Genomic DNA, 24,942 nt, shown 5'->3' on the forward strand with positions numbered 1-24,942 from the left:
GGCGGGTCAGGAGGCGGTCGGCGCCGGGCCCGAGCTGGCCCGGACGGTCAGCTCGGGGGCGATCAGCACGACGTCGTCGGCGCCGTGGCCGTCGAGCTTGGCGACCAGTTGCTCCACGGCGTTGCGGCCCATCTCCTGCGCGGGGATGGCGACCGAGGTCAGCCGCACCGAGGCCTGGGTGGCGACCTGGTCGGGGCAGATCGCGACGACGGAGACGTCCTCCGGCACGGCCCGGCCCTGCTGGCGCAGCAGGGCGAGCAGCGGCTCGACCGCCGACTCGTTCTGCACCACGAACCCGGTGGTGCCGGGGCGTTCGTCGAGGATGCGGGCGAGGGTCACGGCCATCGCGTCGTACCCGCCCTCGCAGGGGCGGTGCAGCAGCCGCAGCCCCAGCTCGCGCGCCTGGGTGCGCAGGCCGTCGAGGGTGCGTTCGGCGAAGCCGGTGTGGCGTTCGTAGACGGCCGGGGCCTCGCCGATGACCGCGATGTCGCGGTGCCCGAGCCGGGCCAGGTGCGTCACGCACAGCGCGCCCGTCGCCGACCAGTCCAGGTCGACGCAGGTCAGTCCGGCGGTGTCGGCGGGCAGGCCGATCAGGACCGAGGGGTCGTCGGTGGCGCGCAGCAGCGGCAGCCGCTCGTCGTCGAGTTCGACGTCCATCAGGATCATCGCGTCGGCGAGCCCGCTGCCGGTGACCCGGCGCACGGCGTCCGGGCCCTCCTCGCCGGTGAGCAGCAGGACGTCGTACCCATGGGTGCGGGCGGTGGTGGCGACCGCGATGGCGATCTCCATCATCACGGGTACGTACATGTCCGTGCGCAGCGGGATCATCAGCGCGATGATGTTCGACCTGTTGCTGGCCAGGGCGCGGGCACCGGCGTTCGGGTGGTAGCCCAGCTCCCGGATGCTCTGCTCGACCCGCAGCCGGGTGGTCGCGGAGATGGACCGCTTGCCGCTGAGGACATAGCTCACCGTGCTCGCCGAGACTCCGGCGTGCTGGGCGACCTCGGCGAGGGTGACCATCCGGCTCTCCAAGCTTTGTGAAGCGCTTCGATTGTGGCGCGTTGCCGACTAGGGGCGGTGAGGGTGGTTCGACAGTAGCTTCAGTGGGAGTGGGTGTCCATAGTTGTCGAAGCGCTTCGATGACTTTCTCTCCACCGTTGCCTTCACGGTAGGCGGACGGCTGGACACGGGCGCGTGTTCCGTCCACATCGGCCGAACGGCCGCACGAAGGGTGGTGGCCCCGCCCGGGATCGGGTACATACGATCGGGTAGCACCCGTCGGTAACCATTACGGTCCATGATCCCGATTCGCGGCGAGGTGAGCCTCATGTCCGCAGCTCCCACCACCCGACCCACCGTCACCGAACGTGAGGCCCGCCAGGTGGCGGAGGCGGCCCGGGAACAGCAGTGGCGCAAGCCCAGCTTCGCCAAGGAACTGTTCCTCGGCCGCCTCCGGCTCGACCTCATCCACCCCCACCCACTGCCGCCCGACGAGGACGTCCAGCGCGGCGAGGAGTTCCTCGCCAAACTGCGCGACTTCTGCGAGACGAAGATCGACTCGGCCCGTATCGAGCGGGACGCGCGCATCCCCGACGAGGTCATCGGCGGCCTCAAGGAACTCGGCGCCCTGGGCATGAAGATCGACACCAAGTACGGCGGCCTGGGCCTCACGCAGGTCTACTACAACAAGGCCCTCGCCCTGGTCGGCTCCGCCAGCCCCGCGATCGGCGCGCTGCTGAGCGCCCATCAGTCGATCGGCGTGCCGCAACCGCTGAAGCTGTTCGGCACCCAGGAGCAGAAGGACACCTTCCTGCCGCGCTGCGCCCGTACCGACATCACCGCCTTCCTGCTCACCGAGCCGGACGTCGGCTCCGACCCGGCCCGGCTCGCCACCGCCGCCGTGCCCGACGGCGACGACTACGTCCTCGACGGCGTGAAGCTGTGGACGACCAACGGTGTCGTGGCGGACCTGCTGGTCGTCATGGCCCGGGTGCCGAAGTCCGAGGGGCACAAGGGCGGCATCACCGCGTTCGTGGTGGAGGCGGCCTCCGAGGGCATCACGGTCGAGAACCGCAACGCCTTCATGGGCCTGCGCGGCCTGGAGAACGGCGTCACCCGCTTCCACCAGGTCCGGGTGCCCGCCGCGAACCGCATCGGCCCCGAGGGCGCGGGCCTCAAGATCGCCCTCACCACCCTCAACACCGGACGCCTCTCGCTGCCCGCGATGTGCGTCGGCGCCGGGAAGTGGTGTCTGAAGATCGCCCGGGAGTGGTCGGGCGCCCGCGAGCAGTGGGGCAAGCCGGTCGCGCTGCACGAGGCGGTCGGCTCGAAGATCTCCTTCATCGCGGCCACCACCTTCGCCCTGGAGGCCGTCCTTGACCTGTCCTCCCAGATGGCCGACGAGGACCGCAACGACATCCGCATCGAGGCCGCCCTCGCCAAGCTGTACGGCTCCGAGATGGCCTGGCTGATGGCCGACGAGCTGGTCCAGATCCGGGGTGGCCGCGGCTTCGAGACGGCCGCCTCCCTCGCCGCCCGCGGCGAACGCGCGGTGCCCGCCGAGCAGATCCTGCGCGACCTGCGCATCAACCGCATCTTCGAGGGCTCCACCGAGATCATGCACCTGCTGATCGCCCGCGAGGCGGTCGACGCCCACCTCTCCGTCGCCGGGGACCTCATCGACCCCGACAAGTCCCTCCAGGACAAGGCGAAGGCGGGCGCCCAAGCGGGCGTCTTCTACGCCAAGTGGCTGCCGAAACTGGTCGCCGGTCCCGGCCAGCTGCCCGGCTCGTACAGCGCCTTCAAGCGGGAGGCCGACCTCTCCGCACACCTCCGCTACGTCGAGCGGACCGCCCGCAAGCTGGCCCGCTCCACCTTCTACGCCATGTCCCGCTGGCAGGGCCGCATGGAGACCAAGCAGGGCTTCCTCGGCCGGGTCGTGGACATCGGCGCCGAACTGTTCGCGATGAGCGCCGCCTGCGTCCGCGCCGAGCTGCTCCGCAGCCAGGGCGACCACGGCCGCGAGGCCTACCAACTGGCCGACGTCTTCTGCCGCCAGGCCCGCATCCGCGTCGACGAACTCTTCAACCGCCTGTGGACCAACACCGACGACGTCGACCGCAAGGTGGTCAAGGCCGTCCTCGCGGGCCGCTACGAGTGGCTGGAGCACGGCGTCGTCGACCCCTCGGACGACGGTCCGTGGATCGCGGCGGCCACGCCGGGGGCGTCGGAGAAGGAGAACGTGCACCGGCCGATCAGGTAGGGGGCCGGGCCGGGGTGGGCGTGGTGCGTCCTCGTGCCACCCGCCCCGGCGCCCGCACCCCCACAGGCACGCCTTGGAGGGGGGTGAGGCGCTCGCGTGCAGCGCGTGGTGGTGAGCGGCGCACCCGGGGGAGGGACGCGCTGTCCTTCCCGGGGGCTCGTGCGGCCACAATGGGGGGCATGAGTGACAGTCCAGCTCCCCTCGCCGATCCGCACCTCGTCCATGACCCGGTGACCGCGGACGGTCCGAAGGACGTGGTGATCCTCGGCTCGACCGGGTCGATCGGCACCCAGGCGATCGACCTCGTGCTGCGCAACAAGGACCGGTTCCGGGTCACCGGGCTCTCCGCCAACGGCGGCCGGGTCGCCCTCCTCGCCGAGCAGGCGCACCGGCTGCGGGTGCGGACCGTGGCGGTCGCCCGGGAGGACGTCGTACCGGCGCTGCGGGAGGCGCTGCGGGCCGAGTACGGGGCGGGGGAGCCGTACCCCGAGATCCTCGCCGGGCCGGACGCGGCCACCCAGCTCGCCGCCTCCGACTGCCACACCGTCCTCAACGGCATCACCGGCTCCATCGGCCTCGCCCCCACCCTCGCCGCCCTGGAGGCGGGCCGCACCCTCGCGCTGGCCAACAAGGAGTCGCTCATCGTCGGTGGCCCCCTGGTCAAGGCGCTCGCCAAGCCCGGCCAGATCATCCCGGTCGACTCCGAGCACGCCGCCCTCTTCCAGGCGCTCGCCGCCGGAACCCGTGCCGACGTCCGCAAGCTGGTCGTCACCGCGTCCGGCGGCCCCTTCCGAGGGCGCACCAAGGCCGAGCTGGCGGACGTCACCGTCGAGGACGCCCTCGCCCACCCCACCTGGGCCATGGGCCCGGTGATCACCATCAACTCCGCGACCCTCGTCAACAAGGGCCTGGAGGTCATCGAGGCGCACCTGCTGTACGACATTCCCTTCGATCGCATTGAGGTCGTCGTACACCCGCAGTCGTATGTCCACTCGATGGTTGAGTACACCGACGGGTCCACCCTCGCCCAGGCGACGCCCCCCGACATGGGCGGGCCGATCGCCATCGGCCTGGGCTGGCCGGAGCGCGTCCCCGATGCCGCGCCCGCCTTCGACTGGTCCACCGCCTCGACCTGGGAGTTCTTCCCGCTCGACAACGAGGCGTTCCCCTCGGTGAACCTCGCCCGACACGTCGGTACGCTCGCGGGCACCGCCCCGGCGGTGTTCAATGCCGCCAACGAGGAGTGCGTGGACGCGTTCCGGCGCGGCGCGCTGCCCTTCAACGGGATCATGGAGACGGTGACCCGGGTGGTCGAGGAGCACGGCACCCCGCGCACGGGAACCTCACTGACCGTGTCGGACGTCCTCGAAGCGGAGACCTGGGCCCGCACCCGGTCCCGGGAACTGACGGCACTGACGGCGGAGGCCCGTGCATGACGACCCTGATGATGATCCTCGGCATAGTCGTCTTCGCGGTCGGCCTGCTGTTCTCGATCGCCTGGCACGAGCTGGGGCATCTGTCCACGGCCAAGATGTTCGGCATCCGCGTGCCCCAGTACATGGTCGGCTTCGGCCCGACCATCTGGTCCCGCAGGAAGGGCGAGACCGAGTACGGCGTCAAGGCCATCCCCCTCGGCGGCTACATCCGCATGATCGGCATGTTCCCGCCCGGCCCCGACGGCAAGATCGAGGCCCGCTCCACCTCCCCGTGGCGCGGCATGATCGAGGACGCCCGCTCGGCGGCCTTCGAGGAGCTGCGGCCCGGCGACGAGACCCGCCTCTTCTACACCCGCAAGCCGTGGAAACGGGTCATCGTGATGTTCGCGGGCCCGTTCATGAACCTGATCCTCGCGGTGGTGCTCTTCCTCACCGTGCTGATGGGCTTCGGCATCTCCCAGCAGACCACCACCGTCGGCTCGGTCTCCCAGTGCGTCATCTCCCAGACCGAGAACCGCGACAAGTGCCGGGACAGCGACCCCGACTCCCCGGCCGCCGCCGCGGGCCTCGAGGCGGGGGACAAGATCGTCGCCTTCGACGGCGTCCGCACCGACGACTGGAACGAACTCTCCGACCTGATCCGCGCCAACCCCGGCGAGCAGGTGCCGATCATCGTCGACCGCGACGGCCGCGAGGTGACCCTGGAGGCGACCATCGCCACCAACCAGGTCGCCAAGAAGGACTCCCACGGCCAGATCGTCGAGGGCGAGTTCGTCACCGCGGGCTTCCTCGGCTTCAGCGCCGCCACCGGCGTCGTCAAGCAGGACCTCGGCGACTCCGTGACCTGGATGGGAGACCGCGTCGGCGAGGCCGTCGACGCCCTCGCCGCCCTCCCCAGCAAGATCCCCGCCCTGTGGAACGCCGCCTTCGACGGCGCCGAACGCGAACCGGACTCCCCGATGGGCGTGGTCGGCGCGGCCCGCGTCGGCGGTGAGATCTTCACCCTCGACATCCCGCCCACCCAGCAGCTGGCCATGGCCCTGATGCTGGTCGCCGGGTTCAACCTCTCCCTGTTCCTGTTCAACATGCTCCCGCTGCTCCCGCTCGACGGCGGGCACATCGCGGGCGCGCTGTGGGAGTCGCTGCGCCGCAATGTCGCCAGGGTGCTGCGCCGCCCGGACCCCGGTCCGTTCGACGTGGCGAAGCTGATGCCGGTCGCCTATGTGGTCGCCGGGATCTTCGTCTGCTTCACCATCCTGGTCCTCATCGCGGACGTGGTTAACCCGGTGAGAATCTCCTAGCCACACGGTGTTCGAAGCGGCCCGGCACCCTCGGTGCCGGGCCGCCTTCCATCGGGTGGGTTTCGCGGGGCTTGATGTGCCCGGCGCGCCGCCCGTGCCGTAATCTCGGACTCCGGAGCCCGCCGCTGACGGGACCGGACCTTGATCCACGACTTGGGGTTGCACAGCAGATGACTGCGATTTCTCTCGGCATGCCGTCCGTTCCGACCAAGCTCGCCGAGCGCCGCAAGAGCCGGCAGATCCAGGTCGGGTCCGTGGCGGTGGGCGGCGACGCCCCGGTCTCCGTGCAGTCGATGACGACGACGCGTACGTCGGACATCGGTGCCACCCTCCAGCAGATCGCGGAACTCACCGCGTCGGGCTGCCAGATCGTGCGCGTGGCGTGTCCGACGCAGGACGACGCGGACGCGCTGGCGACCATCGCCCGCAAGTCGCAGATCCCGGTGATCGCGGACATCCACTTCCAGCCGAAGTACGTGTTCGCCGCGATCGAGGCCGGGTGTGCGGCCGTACGCGTCAATCCGGGCAACATCAAGCAGTTCGACGACAAGGTCAAGGAGATCGCGCGGGCCGCGAAGGACCACGGCACCCCGATCCGGATCGGCGTGAACGCGGGCTCCCTGGACCGGCGTCTGCTCCAGAAGTACGGCAAGGCGACCCCGGAGGCGCTCGTCGAGTCGGCGCTGTGGGAGGCGTCGCTGTTCGAGGAACACGACTTCCGGGACATCAAGATCTCGGTCAAGCACAACGACCCGGTGGTGATGATCGAGGCCTACCGCCAGCTCGCCGCCCAGTGCGACTACCCCCTCCACCTCGGCGTGACCGAGGCGGGCCCCGCCTTCCAGGGCACGATCAAGTCGGCCGTGGCCTTCGGCGCGCTGCTCTCGCAGGGCATCGGCGACACCATCCGGGTCTCCCTGTCGGCACCGCCCGCCGAGGAGGTCAAGGTCGGCATCCAGATCCTGGAGTCGCTGAACCTCAAGGAGCGCGGCCTGGAGATCGTCTCCTGCCCGTCCTGCGGCCGGGCCCAGGTCGACGTCTACAAGCTGGCCGAGGAGGTCACGGCGGGCCTGACCGGCATGGAGGTCCCGCTGCGCGTCGCCGTCATGGGCTGTGTCGTCAACGGTCCCGGCGAGGCCCGCGAGGCCGACCTCGGCGTGGCCTCCGGCAACGGCAAGGGCCAGATCTTCGTCAAGGGCGAGGTCATCAAGACCGTCCCCGAGTCCAAGATCGTCGAGACGCTCATCGAAGAGGCCATGAAGCTCGCCGAGCAGATGGAGGACGCCGGGGTCGCCTCGGGCGAGCCGTCGGTGTCGGTCGCGGGCTGAGCCACTCACCGGGCGGGACCACTCACCGGGCTGAGCCACTCACCGGGCTGAACCACTCACCGGGCGGGACCGCCCCACGGACGGGGTGGCACAGGCAACAACGCGAGCCGCCCTCGGGGGACGACGCCGCACAAATTCGGCAGGTACAGTGCGGAGATCGGCAGATCCCCCTGTGAGGCCCCGCACGTGTTGACGCAGACGACCTCCCGGGTCCTCGAACCGGGAGACCTGGACGCCGCGCTCGCCGTCCTCGACCGCGAGCCGGTGGCGAACGCCTTCGTGGCCTCCCGGGTCCAGATCGCCGGTCTCGACCCGTGGCGCCTCGGCGGCGAGATGTGGGGCTTCTACGAGCACGGCATGCTCACGTCCCTGTGCTACGCGGGCGCCAACCTGGTCCCGATCTGCGCCGGACCGCGCGCCGTGCGCGCCTTCGCCGACCGGGCCCGCCGCGCCGGACGCCGCTGCTCCTCCATCGTCGGCCCCGCCGAGTCCACCGCCCTGCTGTGGCGGCTGCTGGAGCCGCACTGGGGTCCGGCCCGCGAGGTCCGCGCCCACCAGCCGCTGATGGTCACCGACCGGCTGCCGTCCGACACCGTCCCGGACCCGTACGTCCGTCGCGTCCGCAAGGACGAGATGGAGACGATCATGCCCGCCTGTGTGGCGATGTTCACCGAGGAGGTCGGCGTCTCCCCGCTCGCCGGGGACGGCGGCCTCCTCTACCAGGCCCGCGTCGCCGAACTCGTCGGCTCCGGCCGCTCCTTCGCCCGCTTCGACGAGCACGGCAAGGTCGTCTTCAAGGCGGAGATCGGCGCCGCCACCGACCGCGCCTGCCAGATCCAGGGCGTCTGGGTGGCCCCGGAACACCGGGGCCGGGGCCTCGCGGGCCCCGGCATGGCGGCGGTCCTGCGCTACGCCCTCGCGGACGTGGCCCCCGTGGCGAGCCTGTACGTCAACGACTACAACACGGCCGCGAGAAGGACGTACCGGAGGGTGGGCTTCAAAGAGGTGGGCGCGTTCATGAGCGTCCTCTTCTGACGTCACCCCGGTGCGCGGGCGACCACACCCGGCCCGCACCCCGCGGACCACACGCACCCCCTGTAAGCTCCCCGCATGCTTCGCGACACCGTGATCAGCAGCCTCGATCTCCCGTCCCACGTCGACGAAGCCCTCACCGTGCAGGCCCTGGCCTTCGGCCTCGGCGCCGACGAGATCGCCGTCCGCCGCCAGATCGTCCTGCGCCACATGACCTACCCGGGCGCCAGGGCCTACGGCGCCACGACCGCCGACGGCGTCCTCGTCGGCTTCGTCTACGGCATGCCCAACAGCCGCACCCACTGGTGGTCCACGGTCGTGGAGCCGTATCTGCGCGCCGAGGGGCACCAGGCCTGGCTGGACGACTCCTTCGTCATCACCGAGCTGCACGTCCACCCGCACTACCAGAACCGCGGCATCGGCCGGGCACTGATCACCACCATCACGGACACCGCCACCGAGCCCCGCTCGATCCTCTCCGCGATCGACACCGACAGCCCGGCCCGTGGCCTCTACCACTCCCTCGGCTACCAGGACCTGGCCCGCCGCGTGCTGTTCCCCAGCGCCCCCAAGCCGTACGCCGTCATGGGCGCCCCGCTGCCCCTGCGTCGCCGTTAGGGCCCCGCACCGGGCCTTAACCGATTTCCGCCGCCCCGTACCCCCCGGCTAACCTCCTGCCATCACCCTTCCCCCAAGCTCTCGACTTCGCTCGGGCAGGGGGGACCTTCATCAGCAGGAGATACGAGAGCCATGGCGAACGCACCGGTCCAGCGCATGTCCCAGTTGATGGCGAAGACGCTGCGCGACGACCCGGCGGACGCCGAGGTGCTCAGCCACAAGCTCCTGGTCCGCGCGGGTTACGTGCGCCGTACCGCCGCCGGGATCTGGAGCTGGCTGCCGCTCGGCAAGAAGGTCCTCGCCAACGTGGAGCGGATCGTCCGCGAGGAGATGGACGCGATCGGCGCCCAGGAGGTGCTGCTCCCGGCCATCCTGCCCCGCGAGCCCTACGAGGCGACCGGCCGCTGGGAGGAGTACGGCCCCGAGCTGTTCCGCCTCCAGGACCGCAAGGGCGGCGACTACCTCCTCGGCCCCACCCACGAGGAGATCTTCACCCTGCTGGTGAAGGACCAGGCGTCCTCCTACAAGGACCTGCCGGTGATCCTCTACCAGATCCAGACCAAGTTCCGGGACGAGGCCCGGCCCCGCGCGGGCATCCTGCGCGGCCGGGAGTTCCTGATGAAGGACTCGTACTCCTTCGACACCGCCGACGAGGGCCTCGCCGCGTCGTACGCCCTGCACCGCCAGGCCTACCAGCGGATCTTCGAGCGTCTCGGCCTGGACTACCGCATCTGCGCCGCCACCGCGGGCGCGATGGGCGGTTCGAAGTCGGAGGAGTTCCTGGCCCCGGCCGAGGCGGGCGAGGACGTCTTCGCCGACTGCCCCCACTGCGACTTCGCGGCCAACACCGAGGCGATCTCGTACGCCCTCCAGCCGGTGGACGCCGCCGGTGTCCCCGCCGCCGAGGACATCGACACCCCCGACACCCCGACCATCGAGACCCTCGCCGCCTCCCTCGGCGTCCCGGCCTCCGCCACGCTGAAGAACCTGCTGGTCAAGGTGGACGGCGAGATCGTCGCCGTCGGTGTGCCCGGGGACCGTGAGGTCGACCTGGGCAAGGTCGAGGCGCACTTCGCCCCGGCGGCCGTCGAGATGGTCACCGAGGCGGACTTCGCGGTCCGGCCCGACCTGGTACGCGGCTATGTGGGCCCGCAGGGCCTGGAGAAGGTCCGGTACCTCGCCGACCCGCGCGTGGCACCGGGTACCGCCTGGATCACCGGCGCCAACAAGCCGGACACGCACGCCAGGAACGTGGTCGCGGGCCGTGACTTCGAGGTGGACGAGTACGTCGACGTGGTGGTGGTCGAGGAGGGCGACCCCTGCCCGAAGTGCGGCACCGGTCTGAAGCTGGACCGCGCCATCGAGATCGGCCACATCTTCCAGCTCGGGCGCAAGTACGCCGACGCCCTCAAGCTCGACGTCCTCGGCCAGAACGGCAAGCCGGTCCGCGTCACCATGGGCTCCTACGGCGTCGGTGTCTCCCGCGCGGTCGCCGCGCTCGCCGAGCAGAGCGCCGACGACAAGGGCCTGTGCTGGCCCAAGGAGGTCGCCCCGGCCGACGTCCACGTGGTCGCCGCGGGCAAGGCCCTCCAGACCGAGCTGGCCCTCGACGTCTCCACCAGGCTCGCCGCCGCGGGCGTCCGCGTCCTCGTCGACGACCGCGCGGGCGTCTCCCCGGGCGTGAAGTTCACCGACGCGGAACTGATCGGCGTGCCGCAGATCCTGGTGGCCGGTCGCCGGGCCGCGGAGGGCGTACTGGAACTGAAGGACCGGCGCACCGGCGAGCGCGAGGAACTGCCCGTCGACGAGGCGATCGCCCGCCTGACGGCCTGACGGGGGTGGGCGCTCCGGTTGCCCCGGGGCGCCCTTCGAGGACCGCGGCCCAGGCTCGGCCCCGCCCTACAACCACCCCGCGAACTCCAGCAGCAGCTCCGCGTCCCGCGGGCGCCCCACACGACGGGCCCGTACCCCCGACTCGACCGCGCGGAAGAGGGTCCAGCCGCGCAGGCGGTCCTGGTCCACCTCCAGGGACTCGGCGAGGCGCTTGACGCGGCGGCGGGTCGTGGACGGGCCGGACGGGGCGGCGATCAGGTCCTCCACGCGGTCGCGGACCAGGCGGGCCAGGTCGAAGGCGCACTCGCCGACGACCGGGTCCGGGCCGACCGCCAGCCAGGGCACCCGGTCCGCGCCGAGGACCTTGCTCTGGCGGAAGGTGCCGTGCAGGAGCCGGTGCTCCGGCGGGGCGGTCAGCAGGTCGTCGCGGGCGGTGAGCGCCGCGTCGACGAGGGGCCGGAGTTCGGGGTACGCGTCGGCGTCCGCGCGCATCGCCGCCGCCTGCCGCCCGGTGCGCCCGGCGACCGTCTCGAAGACCTGGCCCTGCGGCGGCTCGACCCACAGCCGCCGCAGCGTGCCCGCCGCCTCCAGCAGTGCCTTCGCCTCCGGCAGCGACCGCACCGAGACATCCGGGTGCAGCCGCTCGAGCAGCAGCGCACCGTCCGTCGAGCCGGGCTCGAGGAGCAGTACGGCGCCCCGGCCGCCCCAGTGCGCCAGCGCCGCCCGCTCGCTCTCCGGGCGGGCCCGCGGCGGGGCCAGCTTCAGCACGGCGGGCGTGCCGTCCGGCTGCCGCACCAGCACCACCAGGCTGCTCCGCCCGCCCGGCGCCTGCACCCGCTCGACGGTCAACCCGCGTAGCGCGACGGCCTGTTGGAACGCCTCGGGCAGCTTCCCCAACCAGTCGTCACCGTCCGGTGCCGTCTCACCGAGCGCCCTGACCAGACGCCGCGGCGGTTCGAAAGCCATGCGCGAGTCGTTCCCTTCCCAAGAGGCCGTGCGGGCCATGTGTGCCGTACGGGCCGTGCGTGCCGTTGCGGGCCATGCGTGCCGTGCGGGCCGTGCGTGCCGTGCGGGCGTGTACGGACTTCAGCCGGTCGGTGCCGCCGAAGTGGACGCGCTGGGTGCCCCCGCCGACCCCGTGGCCTCGGACCGCTCGGCGAGACCAGGGAAGGCTACGCTCCCGCCCCGCCAGCGCGCCGCCCGCACCGCCGACTCCCGCAGCGCCTCCGCCGCCGTGGCCCGGTGGCGGCCCGTCGCCGCCCGCACCAGGTCGGAGTAGACCCCGGCGACGCGTTCCTCCAACCGCACGGCGAGCCGGACGGCCGCGGCGGAGTCCGTCACCGGGAACGGCAGCGCGTATCCCGCGGACGCCGCGACCGGCTCCGCGTCCGCGTCGCGCAGCTCACGCACCAGCGCGTCCCGGCGTGCCCGATGGGCGTCGTAGGCGGCCTGCGCCTCGGTGTGGCGCGCCTCCTCGATCCGGCCGCCGACCACGCCGTAGCCGTACACGGCCGCGTGCTCGGCCGCCAGTGCCGCCTGCAGGGCCGTCAGCTCCCCGTCCTTCGTCCCGCTCATGCGCCGCCCTCCGACGTCGTCCCGGTCAGCAGATACGCGTGCGCCGCCCCGGCCGCCGCCACGGAGGCCAGCAGCCGCGCCGTCTCGCCCGGCAGCTCCAGCAGCTCCTTCGCCCGCCGGTCCGCCAGCTCCCGCTCGGCGGCGGCCAGCTCGGCGAGGGCCTCCTTCTCGCCGGTCGGGACGGCGGAGGGGGAGGGGGAGGAGTGGGAGGGACTCGTCGTGGCGGACGTGGCACCGAACGCCTTCGCGTGCCGCCCCACCTCGTCGCGCAACGGCCCCAACCGCTCGGCCAGCCCTGGATGCGCCGCCAGGACCGCGTCGTACCGTCCGGCCAGCGCCCGGCTCTCCCGGGCCGCACGCGCGCGTGCCCGGTCGGCGGCCGAGGGGCCGCTGCCGCCCGTGCCGTCGGGGTCCTCGGGTCCGTCGGAGCAGCCGACGAGGAGGGCGGCGCCCGCCACAGAGGCGAGCAGGCTCCTTCTGCGCGGCCCGGAGGGGCGGCGCGGCGGTGGGGAAAACGGCACGGCGGACGTCCTCGGAGGGCTCGTACGGATCAGGGGTCGGGCTCCACGCCCGTGATCACGGTACCCGCGCCCCCGTCCGCCGCACCCCACCGGCGGCCGTCGGGTGGACGGCAACACCCCCTGGGACCGGATACCCTTTGAGCCAGACACACGACCCATCCCACAACAGCACACGCGGCCGAGGAGTCACCCGGATGAGCACCACCCAGAGCGAGAGGCTGCGAGAACTGCTGGAACCGCTCGTCGCCGCTCAAGGCCTGGATCTCGAAGAGATCGCGGTGGACTCCGTAGGACGCAAGCGGGTGCTGCGCGTCGTCGTCGACTCCGACAGCGGAGCCGACCTGGACCAGATCGCCGATGTGAGCCGCGCGCTCTCGGCGAAGCTCGACGAGACGGACGCGATGGGCGAGGGCGAGTACACCCTCGAGGTCGGAACCCCGGGCGCGGAGCGCCTCCTCACCGAGCGGCGGCACTATGTGCGCGCCACCGGGCGGCTGGTCAAGTTTCAGCTGGCGGAGGGTGGAGAGCTGATCGCCAGGATCCTCACCGTCGACGACGAGGGCCTCGACATCGAGGTACCCGGGGTGAAGGGGCGCAGGCCCACGGCCCGCAGGATCGCCTTCGGCGACATCGCCAAGGCGCGCGTCCAGGTCGAGTTCGGCCGCAAGGACGACAAGAGCAGCAAGAACAGCAAGAGCAGCGAGAACGACAAGGAAGAGGAGGAGGCGTAGCCGTGGACATCGACATGAGCGCCCTGCGGGGCCTGGTGCGGGAGAAGGAGATCTCCTTCGACCTGCTGGTCGAGGCGATCGAATCGGCCCTCCTCATCGCCTACCACCGCACCGAGGGAAGCCGCCGCCACGCGCGCGTGGAGCTGAACCGGGAGACCGGCCATGTGACCGTGTGGGCGAAGGAGGACCCCGAGGACATCGAGGAGGGCCAGGAGGCCCGGGAGTTCGACGACACCCCCTCCGGCTTCGGCCGGATCGCCGCCACCACCGCCAAGCAGGTCATCCTCCAGCGGCTGCGCGACGCCGAGGACGACGCGACCCTCGGTGAGTACGCGGGCCGAGAGGGCGACATCGTCACCGGAGTGGTCCAGCAGGGCCGCGACCCGAAGAACGTGCTCGTCGACATCGGCAAGCTGGAGGCCATCCTGCCGGTGCAGGAGCAGGTGCCCGGCGAGGCCTATCCGCACGGCATGCGGCTGCGCTCGTACGTCGTTCGGGTGGCGAAGGGTGTGCGCGGTCCCTCGGTCACCCTTTCCCGTACCCACCCCAATCTGGTGAAGAAGCTGTTCGCCCTGGAGGTGCCGGAGATCGCCGACGGGTCGGTGGAGATCGCCGCCATCGCGCGTGAGGCCGGTCACCGTACGAAGATCGCCGTCCGCTCGACCCGCTCCGGACTGAACGCCAAGGGCGCCTGCATCGGCCCCATGGGCGGCCGAGTACGCAATGTCATGGGCGAACTGAACGGAGAGAAGATCGACATCGTCGACTGGTCGGACGACCCGGCCGAGATGGTGGCGAACGCGCTCTCCCCGGCCCGGGTCTCCAAGGTGGAGGTCGTGGACATGGCGGCGCGGTCCGCGCGGGTGACGGTCCCCGACTACCAGCTGTCGCTGGCGATCGGCAAGGAAGGGCAGAACGCCCGGCTCGCGGCCCGGCTCACGGGCTGGCGGATCGACATCCGCCCGGACACCGAACCGGCCGGTGAGAGGACCGGCGACCGGCCCGGGGAATAGATCCAGGCCGTCGGTGGCTTAGATCACGACAACCGCATCACGACAGCCGTTTGATTTCTGCCCCAAAGGGGTGAGGTCGGTGCGGGGAGGTAGACTTAGAAGTGTCTGGCCGGACGCGGGCCCGCGCATGCCCAGAGCGCACCTGTGTGGGGTGCCGGGAGCGAGCGGCCAAGACTGATCTGCTGCGGATCGTGGCGATCAAGGACAGTTGCGTCCCTGATCCTCGCGGTACGCTGCCCGGCCGGGGTGCCTATGTACACCCCGCCCTGGTCTGTCTCGATCAGGCCGTACGCCGCCGGGCGTTCTCGCGGGCACTGCGCGCCCCGGGAGCGCTCGACACAAAGGCGTTGCGCCAGTACGTCGAGCGGACAACAGTTGCCGAGCAGGCAACACGGTAGGAAAGACGTGCCGTACGGAACCCCGTGCGGCCTGGTACCTCGCGAGTCGAAAGCAGGTCGAGATTGCGATGAGCACTCGATGAGTACGCGATGAGTACGCCCATGAACTAGCGACGGTCCGGCCGCAACCCGGACCTCAAAGGAGCGAAGTGGCTAAGGTCCGGGTCTACGAACTCGCCAAGGAGTTCGGTGTCGAGAGCAAGGTCGTCATGGCCAAGCTCCAGGAACTCGGTGAATTCGTCCGATCGGCGTCTTCGACGATCGAGGCGCCCGTAGTACGCAAACTGACCGACGCCTTCCAGGCGGGCAGCGGCAACGGCAAGTCCGGTGCGAAGCCCGCCCCCAGGAAGGCCTCCCCCAGGCCCGCCGCGCCCTCTCCGGCGCAGGCTGGGGGCCCCTCCCGCGCCGTTCAGGCAGCGGGGGACCGTCCGGCTGCTCCCAAGCCGGGCGCCCCCAAGCCCGCGGCGGCGCAGCCTCCGGTGGCCCAGCAGCCCGCGGCCCCGGCCGCCCCCGCGCAGGCCTCCGGCCCCCGTCCGACGCCGGGCCCGAAGCCCGCGCCGCGTCCGGCTCCGGCCGCGCCGACCACCCCCGAGTTCACGGCTCCGCCGTCGGCTCCGTCCTCCGCCCCGTCCCCGGCCGCGCCGCGTCCCGGCGCGCGTCCCGGTGCCCCCAAGCCCGGTGGCCGTCCCGGCCAGGGCCAGCAGGGCGGCGGTCAGGGCCGTGGCCAGGGCGGTGCCCGTCCCGGCGGCGCCCCCGCGTCGCGCTCCGGTGCCCGTCCGGCCGGTCCGCGTCCGGGTAACAACCCCTTCACCTCCGGTGGCTCCACCGGTATGGCCCGCCCCCAGGCACCGCGTCCGCAGGGCGCCCCGCGTCCGGGCGGCCCCGGTGCCCCCGGCGGTCCCCGTCCGCAGGCTCCCGGCGCCCAGGGTGGCGGCGGTCCGCGTCCGCAGGCTCCGGGCGGCAACCGTCCGAGCCCGGGCTCGATGCCGCGTCCGCAGGGCGGCGGCCCGCGTCCCGGCGGTGGTCCCGCCGGTCCCCGTCCGAACCCGGGCATGATGCCGCAGCGTCCCGCCGCGGGTCCGCGTCCCGGTCCCGGCGGTGGCCGTGGTCCGGCCGGTGCCGGTCGTCCCGGTGGCGGTCGTCCCGGTGGTGGCGGCGGCTTCGCCGGTCGTCCCGGTGGCGGTGGCGGCGGTGCCCGTCCGGGTGGCGGCGGCGGTTTCGCCGGTCGTCCCGGCGGTCCCGGTGGCGGTGGCGGCTTCGGCGGTGGCGGCGGTGGCCGTCCCGGCTTCGGCGGTCGTCCCGGTGGTCCGGGTGGCCGTGGTGGCACGCAGGGCGCCTTCGGCCGTCCCGGCGGTCCCGCGCGCCGTGGCCGCAAGTCGAAGCGGCAGCGGCGCCAGGAGTACGAGGCCATGCAGGCCCCGAGCGTCGGCGGCGTGATGCTGCCGCGCGGCAACGGCGAGACCATCCGTCTCTCCCGCGGCGCGTCGCTCACGGACTTCGCGGAGAAGATCAACGCCAACCCGGCGTCGCTCGTCGCGGTCATGATGAACCTCGGCGAGATGGTCACGGCCACGCAGTCGGTCTCCGACGAGACGCTCCAGCTCCTCGCCGACGAGATGAACTACACGGTTCAGATCGTCAGCCCGGAGGAGGAGGACCGCGAGCTGCTCGAGTCCTTCGACATCGAGTTCGGCGAGGACGAGGGCGACGAGGAGGACCTGGTGGTCCGCCCGCCGGTCGTCACCGTCATGGGTCACGTCGACCACGGTAAGACCCGCCTGCTCGACGCCATCCGCAAGACGAACGTCATCGCGGGCGAGGCCGGTGGCATCACCCAGCACATCGGTGCCTACCAGGTCGCGACCGAGGTCAACGACGAAGAGCGCAAGATCACCTTCATCGACACCCCGGGTCACGAGGCGTTCACCGCCATGCGTGCCCGTGGTGCGAAGTCGACCGACATCGCGATCCTGGTCGTCGCGGCCAACGACGGCGTCATGCCGCAGACGGTCGAGGCGCTCAACCACGCCAAGGCGGCCGACGTCCCGATCGTCGTCGCGGTCAACAAGATCGACGTCGAGGGCGCGGACCCGACCAAGGTGCGCGGTCAGCTGACCGAGTACGGCCTGGTGGCCGAGGAGTACGGCGGCGACACCATGTTCGTCGACATCTCCGCCAAGCAGGGGCTGCACATCGACGCGCTGCTGGAAGCGGTCATCCTGACCGCCGACGCCTCGCTCGACCTGCGGGCCAACCCCCACCAGGACGCGCAGGGCATCTCCATCGAGTCCCGTCTCGACCGCGGCCGTGGTGCCGTGGCGACGGTCCTCGTGCAGCGAGGCACCCTGCGGGTCGGCGACACGATGGTGGTCGGCGACGCCTACGGCCGTGTCCGTGCCATGCACGACGACCTCGGCAACAACGTCGCCGAGGCCGGTCCGTCCACCCCGGTCCAGGTGCTGGGTCTCACCAACGTCCCCGGCGCCGGTGACAACTTCATCGTGGTCGACGAGGACCGTACGGCCCGCCAGATCGCGGAGAAGCGTGCCGCCCGTGAGCGCAACGCGGCCTTCGCGAAGCGCACGCGCCGTGTGTCCCTTGAGGACCTGGACAAGGTGCTGAAGGCCGGCGAGGTCCAGCAGCTGAACCTGATCATCAAGGGTGACGCTTCTGGTTCGGTCGAGGCCCTGGAGTCCTCCCTGCTCCAGCTGGACGTCGGCGAAGAGGTCGACATCCGCGTCCTGCACCGCGGCGTCGGTGCGGTCACGGAGTCCGACATCGACCTGGCGATGGGCTCGGACGCCATCGTGATCGGCTTCAACGTGCGCGCCGCCGGGCGTGCCGCGCAGATGGCCGAGCGCGAGGGCGTGGACGTCCGCTACTACTCGGTCATCTACCAGGCGATCGAGGAGATCGAGGCGGCCCTCAAGGGCATGCTCAAGCCGGAGTTCGAGGAAGTCGAGCTGGGCACGGCGGAGATCCGCGAGGTCTTCCGCTCCTCCAAGCTGGGCAACATCGCGGGTGTGCTCATCCGCTCCGGCGAGGTCCGCCGCAACACCAAGGCGCGCCTCATCCGCGACGGCAAGGTCATCGCGGAGAACCTCACCATCGAGGGCCTGCGTCGCTTCAAGGACGACGTGACCGAGATCCGCGAAGGGTTCGAGGGCGGTATCAACCTCGGCAACTTCAACGACATCAAGGTCGACGACGTCATCGCGACGTACGAGATGCGCGAGAAGCCGCGCGCGTGACCTGACACGCGACCGGGGCCGGTCGGCGGAGGATATTTCCGTCGATCGGCCCCGGCCGTTGCGTGTACGGTTCCCGTATCGGCGTCCAAGCGCGGCGCCCGTACCCCGAACCGGCGGGACATCCGGATACACACATGTATGTGGGGACTCTGTCCTTCGACCTGCTCCTCGGCGATGTCCACTCGCTGAAGGAGAAGCGCTCCCTCGTCCGTCCGATCGTCGCCGAACTCCAGCGCAAGTACCCGGTGAGCGTGGCGGAGACGGGACATCAGAACCTCCACCGCAGGGCCGAGATCGGCCTCGCGGTGGTCTCCGGGGACACGGGCCACCTCAGCGACGTACTGGACCGCTGCGAGCGGCTGGTCGCCGGGCGGCCCGAGGTGGAACTGCTCTCCGTTCGACGCAGGCTCCACAGCGACGAAGACTGAAGCAAGACATAAGCACTTAAGGAGACGGACCAGTGGCCGACAACGCGCGGGCTAAGAGGCTGGCGGACCTCATCCGAGAGGTGGTGGCCCAGAAGCTGCAGCGCGGGATCAAGGACCCGCGGCTCGGCACGCACGTCACCATCACGGACACCCGGGTGACGGGCGACCTGCGGGAGGCGACCGTCTTCTACACGGTGTACGGCGACGACGAGGAGCGCGCCGCCGCCGCGGCGGGCCTGGAGAGCGCCAAGGGCATCCTGCGCTCCGAGGTCGGCCGGGCGGCCGGGGTGAAGTTCACCCCCACGCTCACCTTCGTCGCCGACGCCCTGCCGGACACCGCCCGGACCATCGAGGACCTCCTCGACAAGGCGCGCCAGTCCGACGAGAAGGTGCGCGAGGCGTCCGCGGGCGCCCGCTACGCCGGTGAGGCGGACCCGTACCGCAAGCCGGGCGCCGAGGACGGCACCGACGACGCCGACGAGACGGACGACAGCACCGAATGACCCAGCAGCACACGCCCGACGGCCTCGTCATCGTCGACAAGCCGTCGGGCTTCACCTCGCACGACGTGGTCGCCAAGATGCGCGGCATCGCCCGCACCCGCCGCGTCGGCCACGCGGGCACCCTGGACCCGATGGCGACCGGCGTCCTCGTCCTCGGCGTGGAGAGGGCGACCAAGCTCCTCGGGCACCTCGCCCTCACCGAGAAGGAGTACCTCGGCACGGTCCGGCTCGGCCAGACCACGCTCACCGACGACGCCGAGGGCGAGGTCACCACCTCCACCGACGCCTCCCGGATCACCCGGGACGCCATCGACGCCGGGATCGCCAAGCTGAGCGGCGACATCATGCAGGTGCCGTCCAAGGTCAGCGCCATCAAGATCAACGGCGTGCGGTCGTACAAGCGGGCCCGGGACGGCGAGGACTTCGACATCCCCGCCCGGCCGGTCACGGTCTCGGCCTTCGCGGTGTACGACATCAGGGACGCCGTCGCCGACGACGGCACTCCCGTGCTCGACCTGGTGGTGTCGGTGGTCTGCTCCTCCGGCACCTACATCCGCGCCCTCGCCCGCGACCTCGGCGCGGACCTCGGCGTCGGCGGCCACCTCACCGCGCTGCGCCGCACGCGCGTGGGGCCGTACAAGCTGGACTCCGCGCGCACCCTCGACCAGCTCCAGGAGGAGCTGGAGGTCATGCCCGTCGCGGAGGCGGCCACGGCCGCGTTCCGGCGCTGGGACGTCGACGAGCGGCGGGCCCGGCTGCTGACCAACGGCGTCCGGCTGGAGATGCCCGACGAGTACGCGAGCGCCGGACCGGTGGCCGTCTTCGGCCCCGACGGCCGGTTCCTCGCCCTGGTCGAGGAGCACCGCGGCAAGGCCAAGAGCCTCGCGGTCTTCGCCTGAGGGTTCCGTCAGCCCGTGGAGCGGCGAACACGGGGCTTGCCTGTCGCCGCTCCACGGTCCCCCCTCGGTTCCCCCACTCCTAAGCTGTATCCACCGCTCCCTGTTCATTCACCCTTCCGGGCAGGCGCTCGGAGTGATCCGAGGGAGCGGAAGGGGGCGCGTTCATCCGGCACCCTGTCCTCCTGATCACGCCGCGCCTAACGTCGATGACGAGACACGGCACGGGCGTACGGGCGCACGGCAGGGGGTTCGACCATGGTGGGCGACGCGGCCCTCGTACACATCCAGGATCCGGCCGGGCGCCCGCGCGGCACCGGCTTCGCCGCGGACCACCACGGCACCGTCCTCACCAGCCACGAGACCGTCCACGGCCTGTCCCGGCTGCTGCTGCGCACCGCCGCGGGCCGCGGCTGCGCCGTCACCGCCGACGCGGTCACCGCGCTGCCCCACCTGGACCTCGCCCTCGTCCACACCGAGGGCCTCGGCCTCGACCCGCTCCCCGTCACCGTGCGCGAGGGCGCCGAGCCCGGACGGTACGTGCGGATCGCCGCGGGCTGCTGGCGCGAGGCGCGCGTACTGGACACGGCCGCGGCGACCTACCCGGTCGGGGACCGCCGCCACCGCCTCGACGCCGTCCTCGAACTGGCGATGGGCACCGCCGCGCGCGACGCGCTGCGGCCGGGCGGCGGAGCGACCGGGGGACCGGTGGTCGACGCCACGACCGGCGCGGTGATCGGCGTCCTGGGCACCGCGCTGCGCTCGGGCCCGCGCGAGACCGGCTTCGCCGTCCCCCTGCCGGGCCCCGCCACGGGCCCGCTCGCCGAGCTGCTCGCCCGCAACGCCGCGACCGTCCCCGCGTACGGCGCCGATCTCAACCTCGCCGGAGTGCTGGAACTGACCGCCACCTCCCTGGGCTGCGACGGCGCGGCGGACCCCGGGGCGGTGCCGCCGGTCGAACGGGCGGACACGGCGGCGGAGTTCACCGCGTTCACCGAGGGGGCCACCGCGGGACCGGCCGTGGTGCTGGGCCTCGTCGGGCCGCCCGGCAGCGGCCGTACGACCGAACTCGCGGCCCTCGCCGCCCGCCGCGCCCGGGGCGCACGGCCCGCACCGACGCTGTGGCTGCGCGGCGCCGACCTGCGCGACGGCGACACCTCCGTGGCCGACGCCGTCCGCCGTGCGCTGCACCGCGCGGCCCGGGTCCTGGCCGCGTCACCTGGCCCCGCGCCAGCGCCCGGCGACCTCGCCCCGGAACGCGTCGCGCACCTCGCGCGCGCCGTCGGCCGTCCCCTGCTGCTCCTCCTCGACGGCCCCGAGGAGATGCCGCCGCTGCTCGCCCACCGGCTGGCCGACTGGTCCGACAGCACGGTGGGGTGGCTGCGGGAGACGGGCACGCGGATGGTGGTGGCATGCCGGGGGGAGTACTGGGAGGGGGCGGAGTTCCCGGCGGGGGTGGTGTTCGGCGGGGGGTGTGGTGACAGGGCTGGTGACGCGCTGAGGGGGTCCAGTGGCGGGCGTGTGCCCGCTTGTGTGCGGCTCGGTGATCTGAGCGGGGCCGAAGCCCGTGAGGCACGCGCGCGGTACGGGCTCAGCGAGCGGGACCTCGACCCGCGCGACGCCCGCCACCCGCTCACCCTGCGGCTCGCCTCGGAGGTGCGGGCCGCGCTGCCCGACACCCCGGACGGCGCCCGCCCCGACCGGTACGAGGTCTTCTCGGCGCACCTGGACCTGATGTGCCTGCGGATCGCGGTCCGCCTCGCCGCCGAGAACGGACTGCGCGGCACCGCCGTACGCCGACTCGCCGCGAAGGTCGCCGGGCAGGTCCACGAGGCGGCCCGGCGCAGCCTCGGCCCCGGACAGGGCGAGCTGGACCGGGCGGCGTTCGAGGCGGTGTTCCCCTGGGGTCCCGCCCCGGCCCGGCTCGGCGGCGGCACCGGCTGGGCGTCCGCCGTCCTCACCGAAGGTCTCCTCGTCCCCGCGGGCGACGGCTACCGCTTCGCCCACGAGGAGCTGGCCGACTGGCTCCAGGGCACCCACCTCGACCTCGACGAGGCCCTGCGCGCCCTGGTCCACCGCCCCAGCGGCCCGCTCGGCGCCCACCCCCTGCCGGTCCCGCACCACCGCGTCGGCCCCGTCGTGCAGGCCCTCCTGCTGCTCGCCCGGCCCCCGCACGGCGGCCCCGACCGGCTCGCCGCCCGGCTCACCGAGCTGGTGCGGGCCCTGGAGGCCGACCCGGACTCCTGGTGGGCGGCGCGGCTGCTGACCGGCACCCTGCTGGGGCTGGCGGACGTGACGCCGTACACGGACGTGCTGTGGCTGCTCGCCGACGTCATCGGTGAACGGGGGCGCCCGGCGGGGGAGTTCGGCGCCGACTTCTGGACCGGCCTCGCGCTGCCCGCCGCCGACCGCTGGGCGCTGCTCGGGCGGCTGGTCGTCACCGACGGGCCGCCGCACGAGCCCGGCCCCCGCTACCTGGACGCCGCCGCCCGGCTGCTGGACGCCGACCCCACCGCCGTACAACCGCACCTGATCCGCTGGTTCCACGACGAACGCCCGCTGCCCGCGACCCCGCACGCGACCGTCGCCACGGCCGCGCAGGCGCTGCTGCACACCCATCGGCACCGGGCCGTGGACGACCTGACGGAGGCCCTGGTCGAGGGCGCGCACCGGCGCGCCGACGAGCTGCTGGCCACCCTCGCGGAGGAGGAGCCGTCCGCCGTGTGCCGGGCCGTCGACCGGTGGGCGCACGACGAGCGGCCCGCGCGGCGGGTGGCGGCGGTCGTCCACGGGCTGCGGGCCGCGCCGCACGCCCGCGCCGAGGCCGACCGTGAACTGCTGCGGTACGCGGCCCTCGCGCTGCTCGCCCGCCCCACCGACGCCAGCCTGCACGGCGGCGCGCTCGCCCTGCTCGTCCGGGACCCGCTGACCCGCGCCCGCTTCCTGCCGCGCGCCCTCGCGCACTTCGCCGCGGGCGATCCGCAGCTGGCGCCGGGTGCGCTGGTCACCGCCCTCGACACCCATCCGGGGCCGGTCCTGGACGCCCTGCGGGTCCGGCTGTCCTCGGGGGACCCCGCGGACCTGGGCGGCGTGCTGGCCGCGCTCGTGCCCGGTGCGGAGTCGCGGGCGGTCGCGCTGGTGCGGGAGGCCGTGGGGGTGCGGCCGGAGATCGCGGGGGAGGTGGCCGCGTATGTCGACCGGCGCCTCGACGACGGGCCCGCGGCCGGGGTCTTCCCGCTGGTCAGCGGGTTGCTGGACGGGGGTGGTCCGGAGTCGGTGCGGTGTGCGCTGGCCGGGGTGCTGGTGGCGCCGGGGGCGGTGGGGGTGGCGGGCTCGTGGCCGTTGCGGCGTGAACTGTGCGCGTATCTGCTGGCGCGGGAGGAGTCCCCGGCGGTTCTGGAGACCGTGCTGCGGGCGGCCGTTGGGTACGACGGTGCCGCGGACGGTGAGCCCTTGCGCGACCTCGTCCGCCGTACCGGTCTCCTGCTCGTCCGCACGCCGCAGGGCGCCACCCGCTACGACCGCGCCCTCGTCGAGCTGGCCCGCGAGGACCCCGGATTCGCCGTCCGGCTGGCGGGGTGGCTGGCGCGGGAGCCGCGGGAGTGGGCCGCGGTGGTCGGGCCCAGCGCGCGTCGGATGATCGAGAACCTGGCGGGTGTGCGGGTGCCCGCGTGAGCGGTGGGGCACTCTTGGCCGTGGGCGTCGCGTGCGCCAGGTCACAGGTCAGGATGCCGGTGCGGGGCCAAGGCACCCGGCATGGCACCCTTAGTCCTGCACAAGAGGCAGACAGCAAGTACCGACACGGGTTCGAGGAGCGGTCACAGTGCAGCGCTGGCGTGGCTTGGAGGACATCCCCGAGGACTGGGGGCGCAGCGTCGTCACCATCGGCTCCTACGACGGAGTCCACCGCGGACACCAGCTGATCATCCGGCACGCGGTGGACCGCGCCCGTGAGCTGGGCGTCCCCACCGTCGTCGTCACCTTCGACCCGCACCCCAGCGAGGTCGTCCGCCCCGGCAGCCACCCGCCGCTGCTCGCCCCGCACCACCGCCGCGCCGAGCTGATGGCGGAGCTGGGCGTGGACGCCGTACTGATCCTGCCCTTCACCACCGAGTTCTCGAAGCTGTCCCCGGCCGAGTTCGTCGGCAAGGTGCTGGTCGACAAGCTGCACGCCAAGGCGGTCGTCGAGGGCCCCAACTTCCGCTTCGGCCACCGGGCCGCGGGGAACGTGGAGTTCCTCGTCGAGCAGGGCAGGGTCTACGACTTCGAGGTCGAGGTCGTCGACCTGTATGTGACCGGCGAGGCGGGCGGCGGCGAGCCCTTCTCCTCGACCCTGACCCGGCGTCTGGTCGGGGAAGGCGACGTCGCGGGTGCCGCCGAGATCCTCGGCCGTCCGCACCGGGTCGAGGGTGTGGTCGTGCGCGGCGCACAGCGGGGGCGTGAACTCGGTTTTCCCACGGCCAACGTGGAGACGCTGCCGCACACCGCGATCCCGGCGGACGGCGTTTACGCGGGGTGGCTGCACGCGGCCGGTGAGGCGATGCCCGCCGCGATCTCCGTCGGCACCAACCCGCAGTTCGACGGGACCGAGCGCACGGTGGAGGCGTACGCCATCGACCGGGTGGGCCTCGATCTGTACGGGCTGCATGTCGCCGTCGACTTCCTCGCCTTCGTGCGGGGGCAGGCGAAGTTCGAGACGCTTCAGGCGCTGCTGGAGCAGATGGGCGAGGACGTGCGCAAGTGCCGGGAGTTGGTGGCGGCGGCGGACTGACGCGCCTGAGGGAGTGACGACGGCGCGGCCGGTGCCCGGGGGCAT

General features: G+C 72.6%; 20 protein-coding genes. 16 read left to right on the forward strand and 4 right to left on the reverse strand.

Features of this window, described 5'->3' with window-relative positions:
• Window positions 1-6: 6 nt before the first annotated feature.
• Window positions 7-1,020: a LacI family DNA-binding transcriptional regulator gene (locus ACFVQG_RS31435; protein WP_383389828.1), complete on the reverse strand. Its 1,014-nt coding sequence runs from the start codon at window positions 1,018-1,020 to the stop codon at window positions 7-9.
• A 307-nt stretch (window positions 1,021-1,327) separates the two neighbouring features.
• Between ACFVQG_RS31435 and ACFVQG_RS31440 the strand changes: the two genes are divergently transcribed.
• From ACFVQG_RS31440 to ACFVQG_RS31470, 7 genes are all read left to right on the forward strand, one after another.
• Window positions 1,328-3,262 carry an acyl-CoA dehydrogenase family protein gene (locus ACFVQG_RS31440; protein WP_383389830.1) on the forward strand — a complete coding sequence of 645 codons (1,935 nt, stop codon included), beginning with the start codon at window positions 1,328-1,330 and terminating at the stop codon, window positions 3,260-3,262.
• Between the two features lie 179 nt (window positions 3,263-3,441).
• On the forward strand, window positions 3,442-4,698 hold the full coding sequence (dxr, locus tag ACFVQG_RS31445) for a 1-deoxy-D-xylulose-5-phosphate reductoisomerase (RefSeq protein WP_383389832.1): 1,257 nt from the start codon (window positions 3,442-3,444) through the stop codon (window positions 4,696-4,698).
• A gap of 8 nt (window positions 4,699-4,706) precedes the next feature.
• The gene (locus ACFVQG_RS31450) at window positions 4,707-5,999 is read left to right on the forward strand and encodes a M50 family metallopeptidase (protein WP_383389971.1); all 1,293 of its coding nucleotides are present in this window, start codon (window positions 4,707-4,709) and stop codon (window positions 5,997-5,999) included.
• Between the two features lie 170 nt (window positions 6,000-6,169).
• Window positions 6,170-7,327: a flavodoxin-dependent (E)-4-hydroxy-3-methylbut-2-enyl-diphosphate synthase gene (gene ispG / locus ACFVQG_RS31455; protein ID WP_383389834.1), complete on the forward strand. Its 1,158-nt coding sequence runs from the start codon at window positions 6,170-6,172 to the stop codon at window positions 7,325-7,327.
• Window positions 7,328-7,513: 186 nt separating this feature from the next.
• Window positions 7,514-8,362, forward strand: a complete 849-nt coding sequence (locus tag ACFVQG_RS31460) for a GNAT family N-acetyltransferase (RefSeq protein ID WP_383389836.1) — start codon at window positions 7,514-7,516, stop codon at window positions 8,360-8,362.
• 75 nt (window positions 8,363-8,437) lie between these two features.
• Entirely contained in the window at window positions 8,438-8,977 is a 540-nt protein-coding gene (locus ACFVQG_RS31465; protein WP_383389838.1) for a GNAT family N-acetyltransferase, read from the forward strand.
• Window positions 8,978-9,109: 132 nt separating this feature from the next.
• Window positions 9,110-10,810: a proline--tRNA ligase gene (locus ACFVQG_RS31470; RefSeq protein ID WP_383389840.1), complete on the forward strand. Its 1,701-nt coding sequence runs from the start codon at window positions 9,110-9,112 to the stop codon at window positions 10,808-10,810.
• Between the two features lie 66 nt (window positions 10,811-10,876).
• Here the strand turns inward: ACFVQG_RS31470 and ACFVQG_RS31475 are convergent, their stop codons facing one another.
• The 3 genes from ACFVQG_RS31475 to ACFVQG_RS31485 all read right to left on the reverse strand — a co-directional run bounded on the left by ACFVQG_RS31475 (window position 10,877) and on the right by ACFVQG_RS31485 (window position 12,906).
• Entirely contained in the window at window positions 10,877-11,776 is a 900-nt protein-coding gene (locus ACFVQG_RS31475; protein WP_383389842.1) for an aminoglycoside phosphotransferase family protein, read from the reverse strand.
• Window positions 11,777-11,896: 120 nt separating this feature from the next.
• Window positions 11,897-12,385, reverse strand: a complete 489-nt coding sequence (locus ACFVQG_RS31480) for a ferritin-like domain-containing protein (RefSeq protein ID WP_383389844.1) — start codon at window positions 12,383-12,385, stop codon at window positions 11,897-11,899.
• Window positions 12,382-12,906, reverse strand: a complete 525-nt coding sequence (locus ACFVQG_RS31485) for a hypothetical protein (RefSeq protein WP_383389846.1) — start codon at window positions 12,904-12,906, stop codon at window positions 12,382-12,384. Before ACFVQG_RS31485 ends, ACFVQG_RS31480 begins: the two co-directional genes overlap by 4 nt.
• A gap of 194 nt (window positions 12,907-13,100) precedes the next feature.
• On the opposite strand from ACFVQG_RS31485, the gene rimP reads away from it, so the two are divergent.
• The 9 genes from rimP (at window position 13,101) to ACFVQG_RS31530 (ending at window position 24,897) form a co-directional block, all read left to right on the forward strand.
• Window positions 13,101-13,637 carry a ribosome maturation factor RimP gene (gene rimP / locus ACFVQG_RS31490; protein WP_383389848.1) on the forward strand — a complete coding sequence of 179 codons (537 nt, stop codon included), beginning with the start codon at window positions 13,101-13,103 and terminating at the stop codon, window positions 13,635-13,637.
• A gap of 2 nt (window positions 13,638-13,639) precedes the next feature.
• Window positions 13,640-14,650 carry a transcription termination factor NusA gene (gene nusA, locus ACFVQG_RS31495; protein WP_383389850.1) on the forward strand — a complete coding sequence of 337 codons (1,011 nt, stop codon included), beginning with the start codon at window positions 13,640-13,642 and terminating at the stop codon, window positions 14,648-14,650.
• 101 nt (window positions 14,651-14,751) lie between these two features.
• Window positions 14,752-15,048 (forward strand): YlxR family protein, encoded by a 297-nt coding sequence (locus ACFVQG_RS31500; RefSeq protein WP_383389852.1) that lies wholly within the window; start codon window positions 14,752-14,754, stop codon window positions 15,046-15,048.
• 149 nt (window positions 15,049-15,197) lie between these two features.
• Window positions 15,198-18,299, forward strand: coding sequence for a translation initiation factor IF-2 (infB, locus tag ACFVQG_RS31505; RefSeq protein WP_383389854.1), 3,102 nt, complete (start codon window positions 15,198-15,200; stop codon window positions 18,297-18,299).
• Window positions 18,300-18,433: 134 nt separating this feature from the next.
• Entirely contained in the window at window positions 18,434-18,727 is a 294-nt protein-coding gene (locus ACFVQG_RS31510) for a DUF503 domain-containing protein (protein ID WP_383389856.1), read from the forward strand.
• 32 nt (window positions 18,728-18,759) lie between these two features.
• Entirely contained in the window at window positions 18,760-19,230 is a 471-nt protein-coding gene (gene rbfA / locus ACFVQG_RS31515; RefSeq protein ID WP_383389858.1) for a 30S ribosome-binding factor RbfA, read from the forward strand.
• Window positions 19,227-20,129 carry a tRNA pseudouridine(55) synthase TruB gene (gene truB, locus ACFVQG_RS31520; RefSeq protein ID WP_383389860.1) on the forward strand — a complete coding sequence of 301 codons (903 nt, stop codon included), beginning with the start codon at window positions 19,227-19,229 and terminating at the stop codon, window positions 20,127-20,129. The genes rbfA and truB overlap by 4 nt, the downstream gene beginning before the upstream one ends.
• Window positions 20,130-20,384: 255 nt before the next feature.
• Entirely contained in the window at window positions 20,385-23,801 is a 3,417-nt protein-coding gene (locus ACFVQG_RS31525; RefSeq protein ID WP_383389863.1) for a trypsin-like peptidase domain-containing protein, read from the forward strand.
• A 148-nt stretch (window positions 23,802-23,949) separates the two neighbouring features.
• Window positions 23,950-24,897, forward strand: a complete 948-nt coding sequence (locus ACFVQG_RS31530) for a bifunctional riboflavin kinase/FAD synthetase (protein WP_383389866.1) — start codon at window positions 23,950-23,952, stop codon at window positions 24,895-24,897.
• Window positions 24,898-24,942 lie beyond the last annotated feature (45 nt).

The sequence above is a fragment of the Streptomyces sp. NPDC057877 genome (assembly GCF_042796855.1).
Lineage (GTDB): Bacteria > Actinomycetota > Actinomycetes > Streptomycetales > Streptomycetaceae > Streptomyces.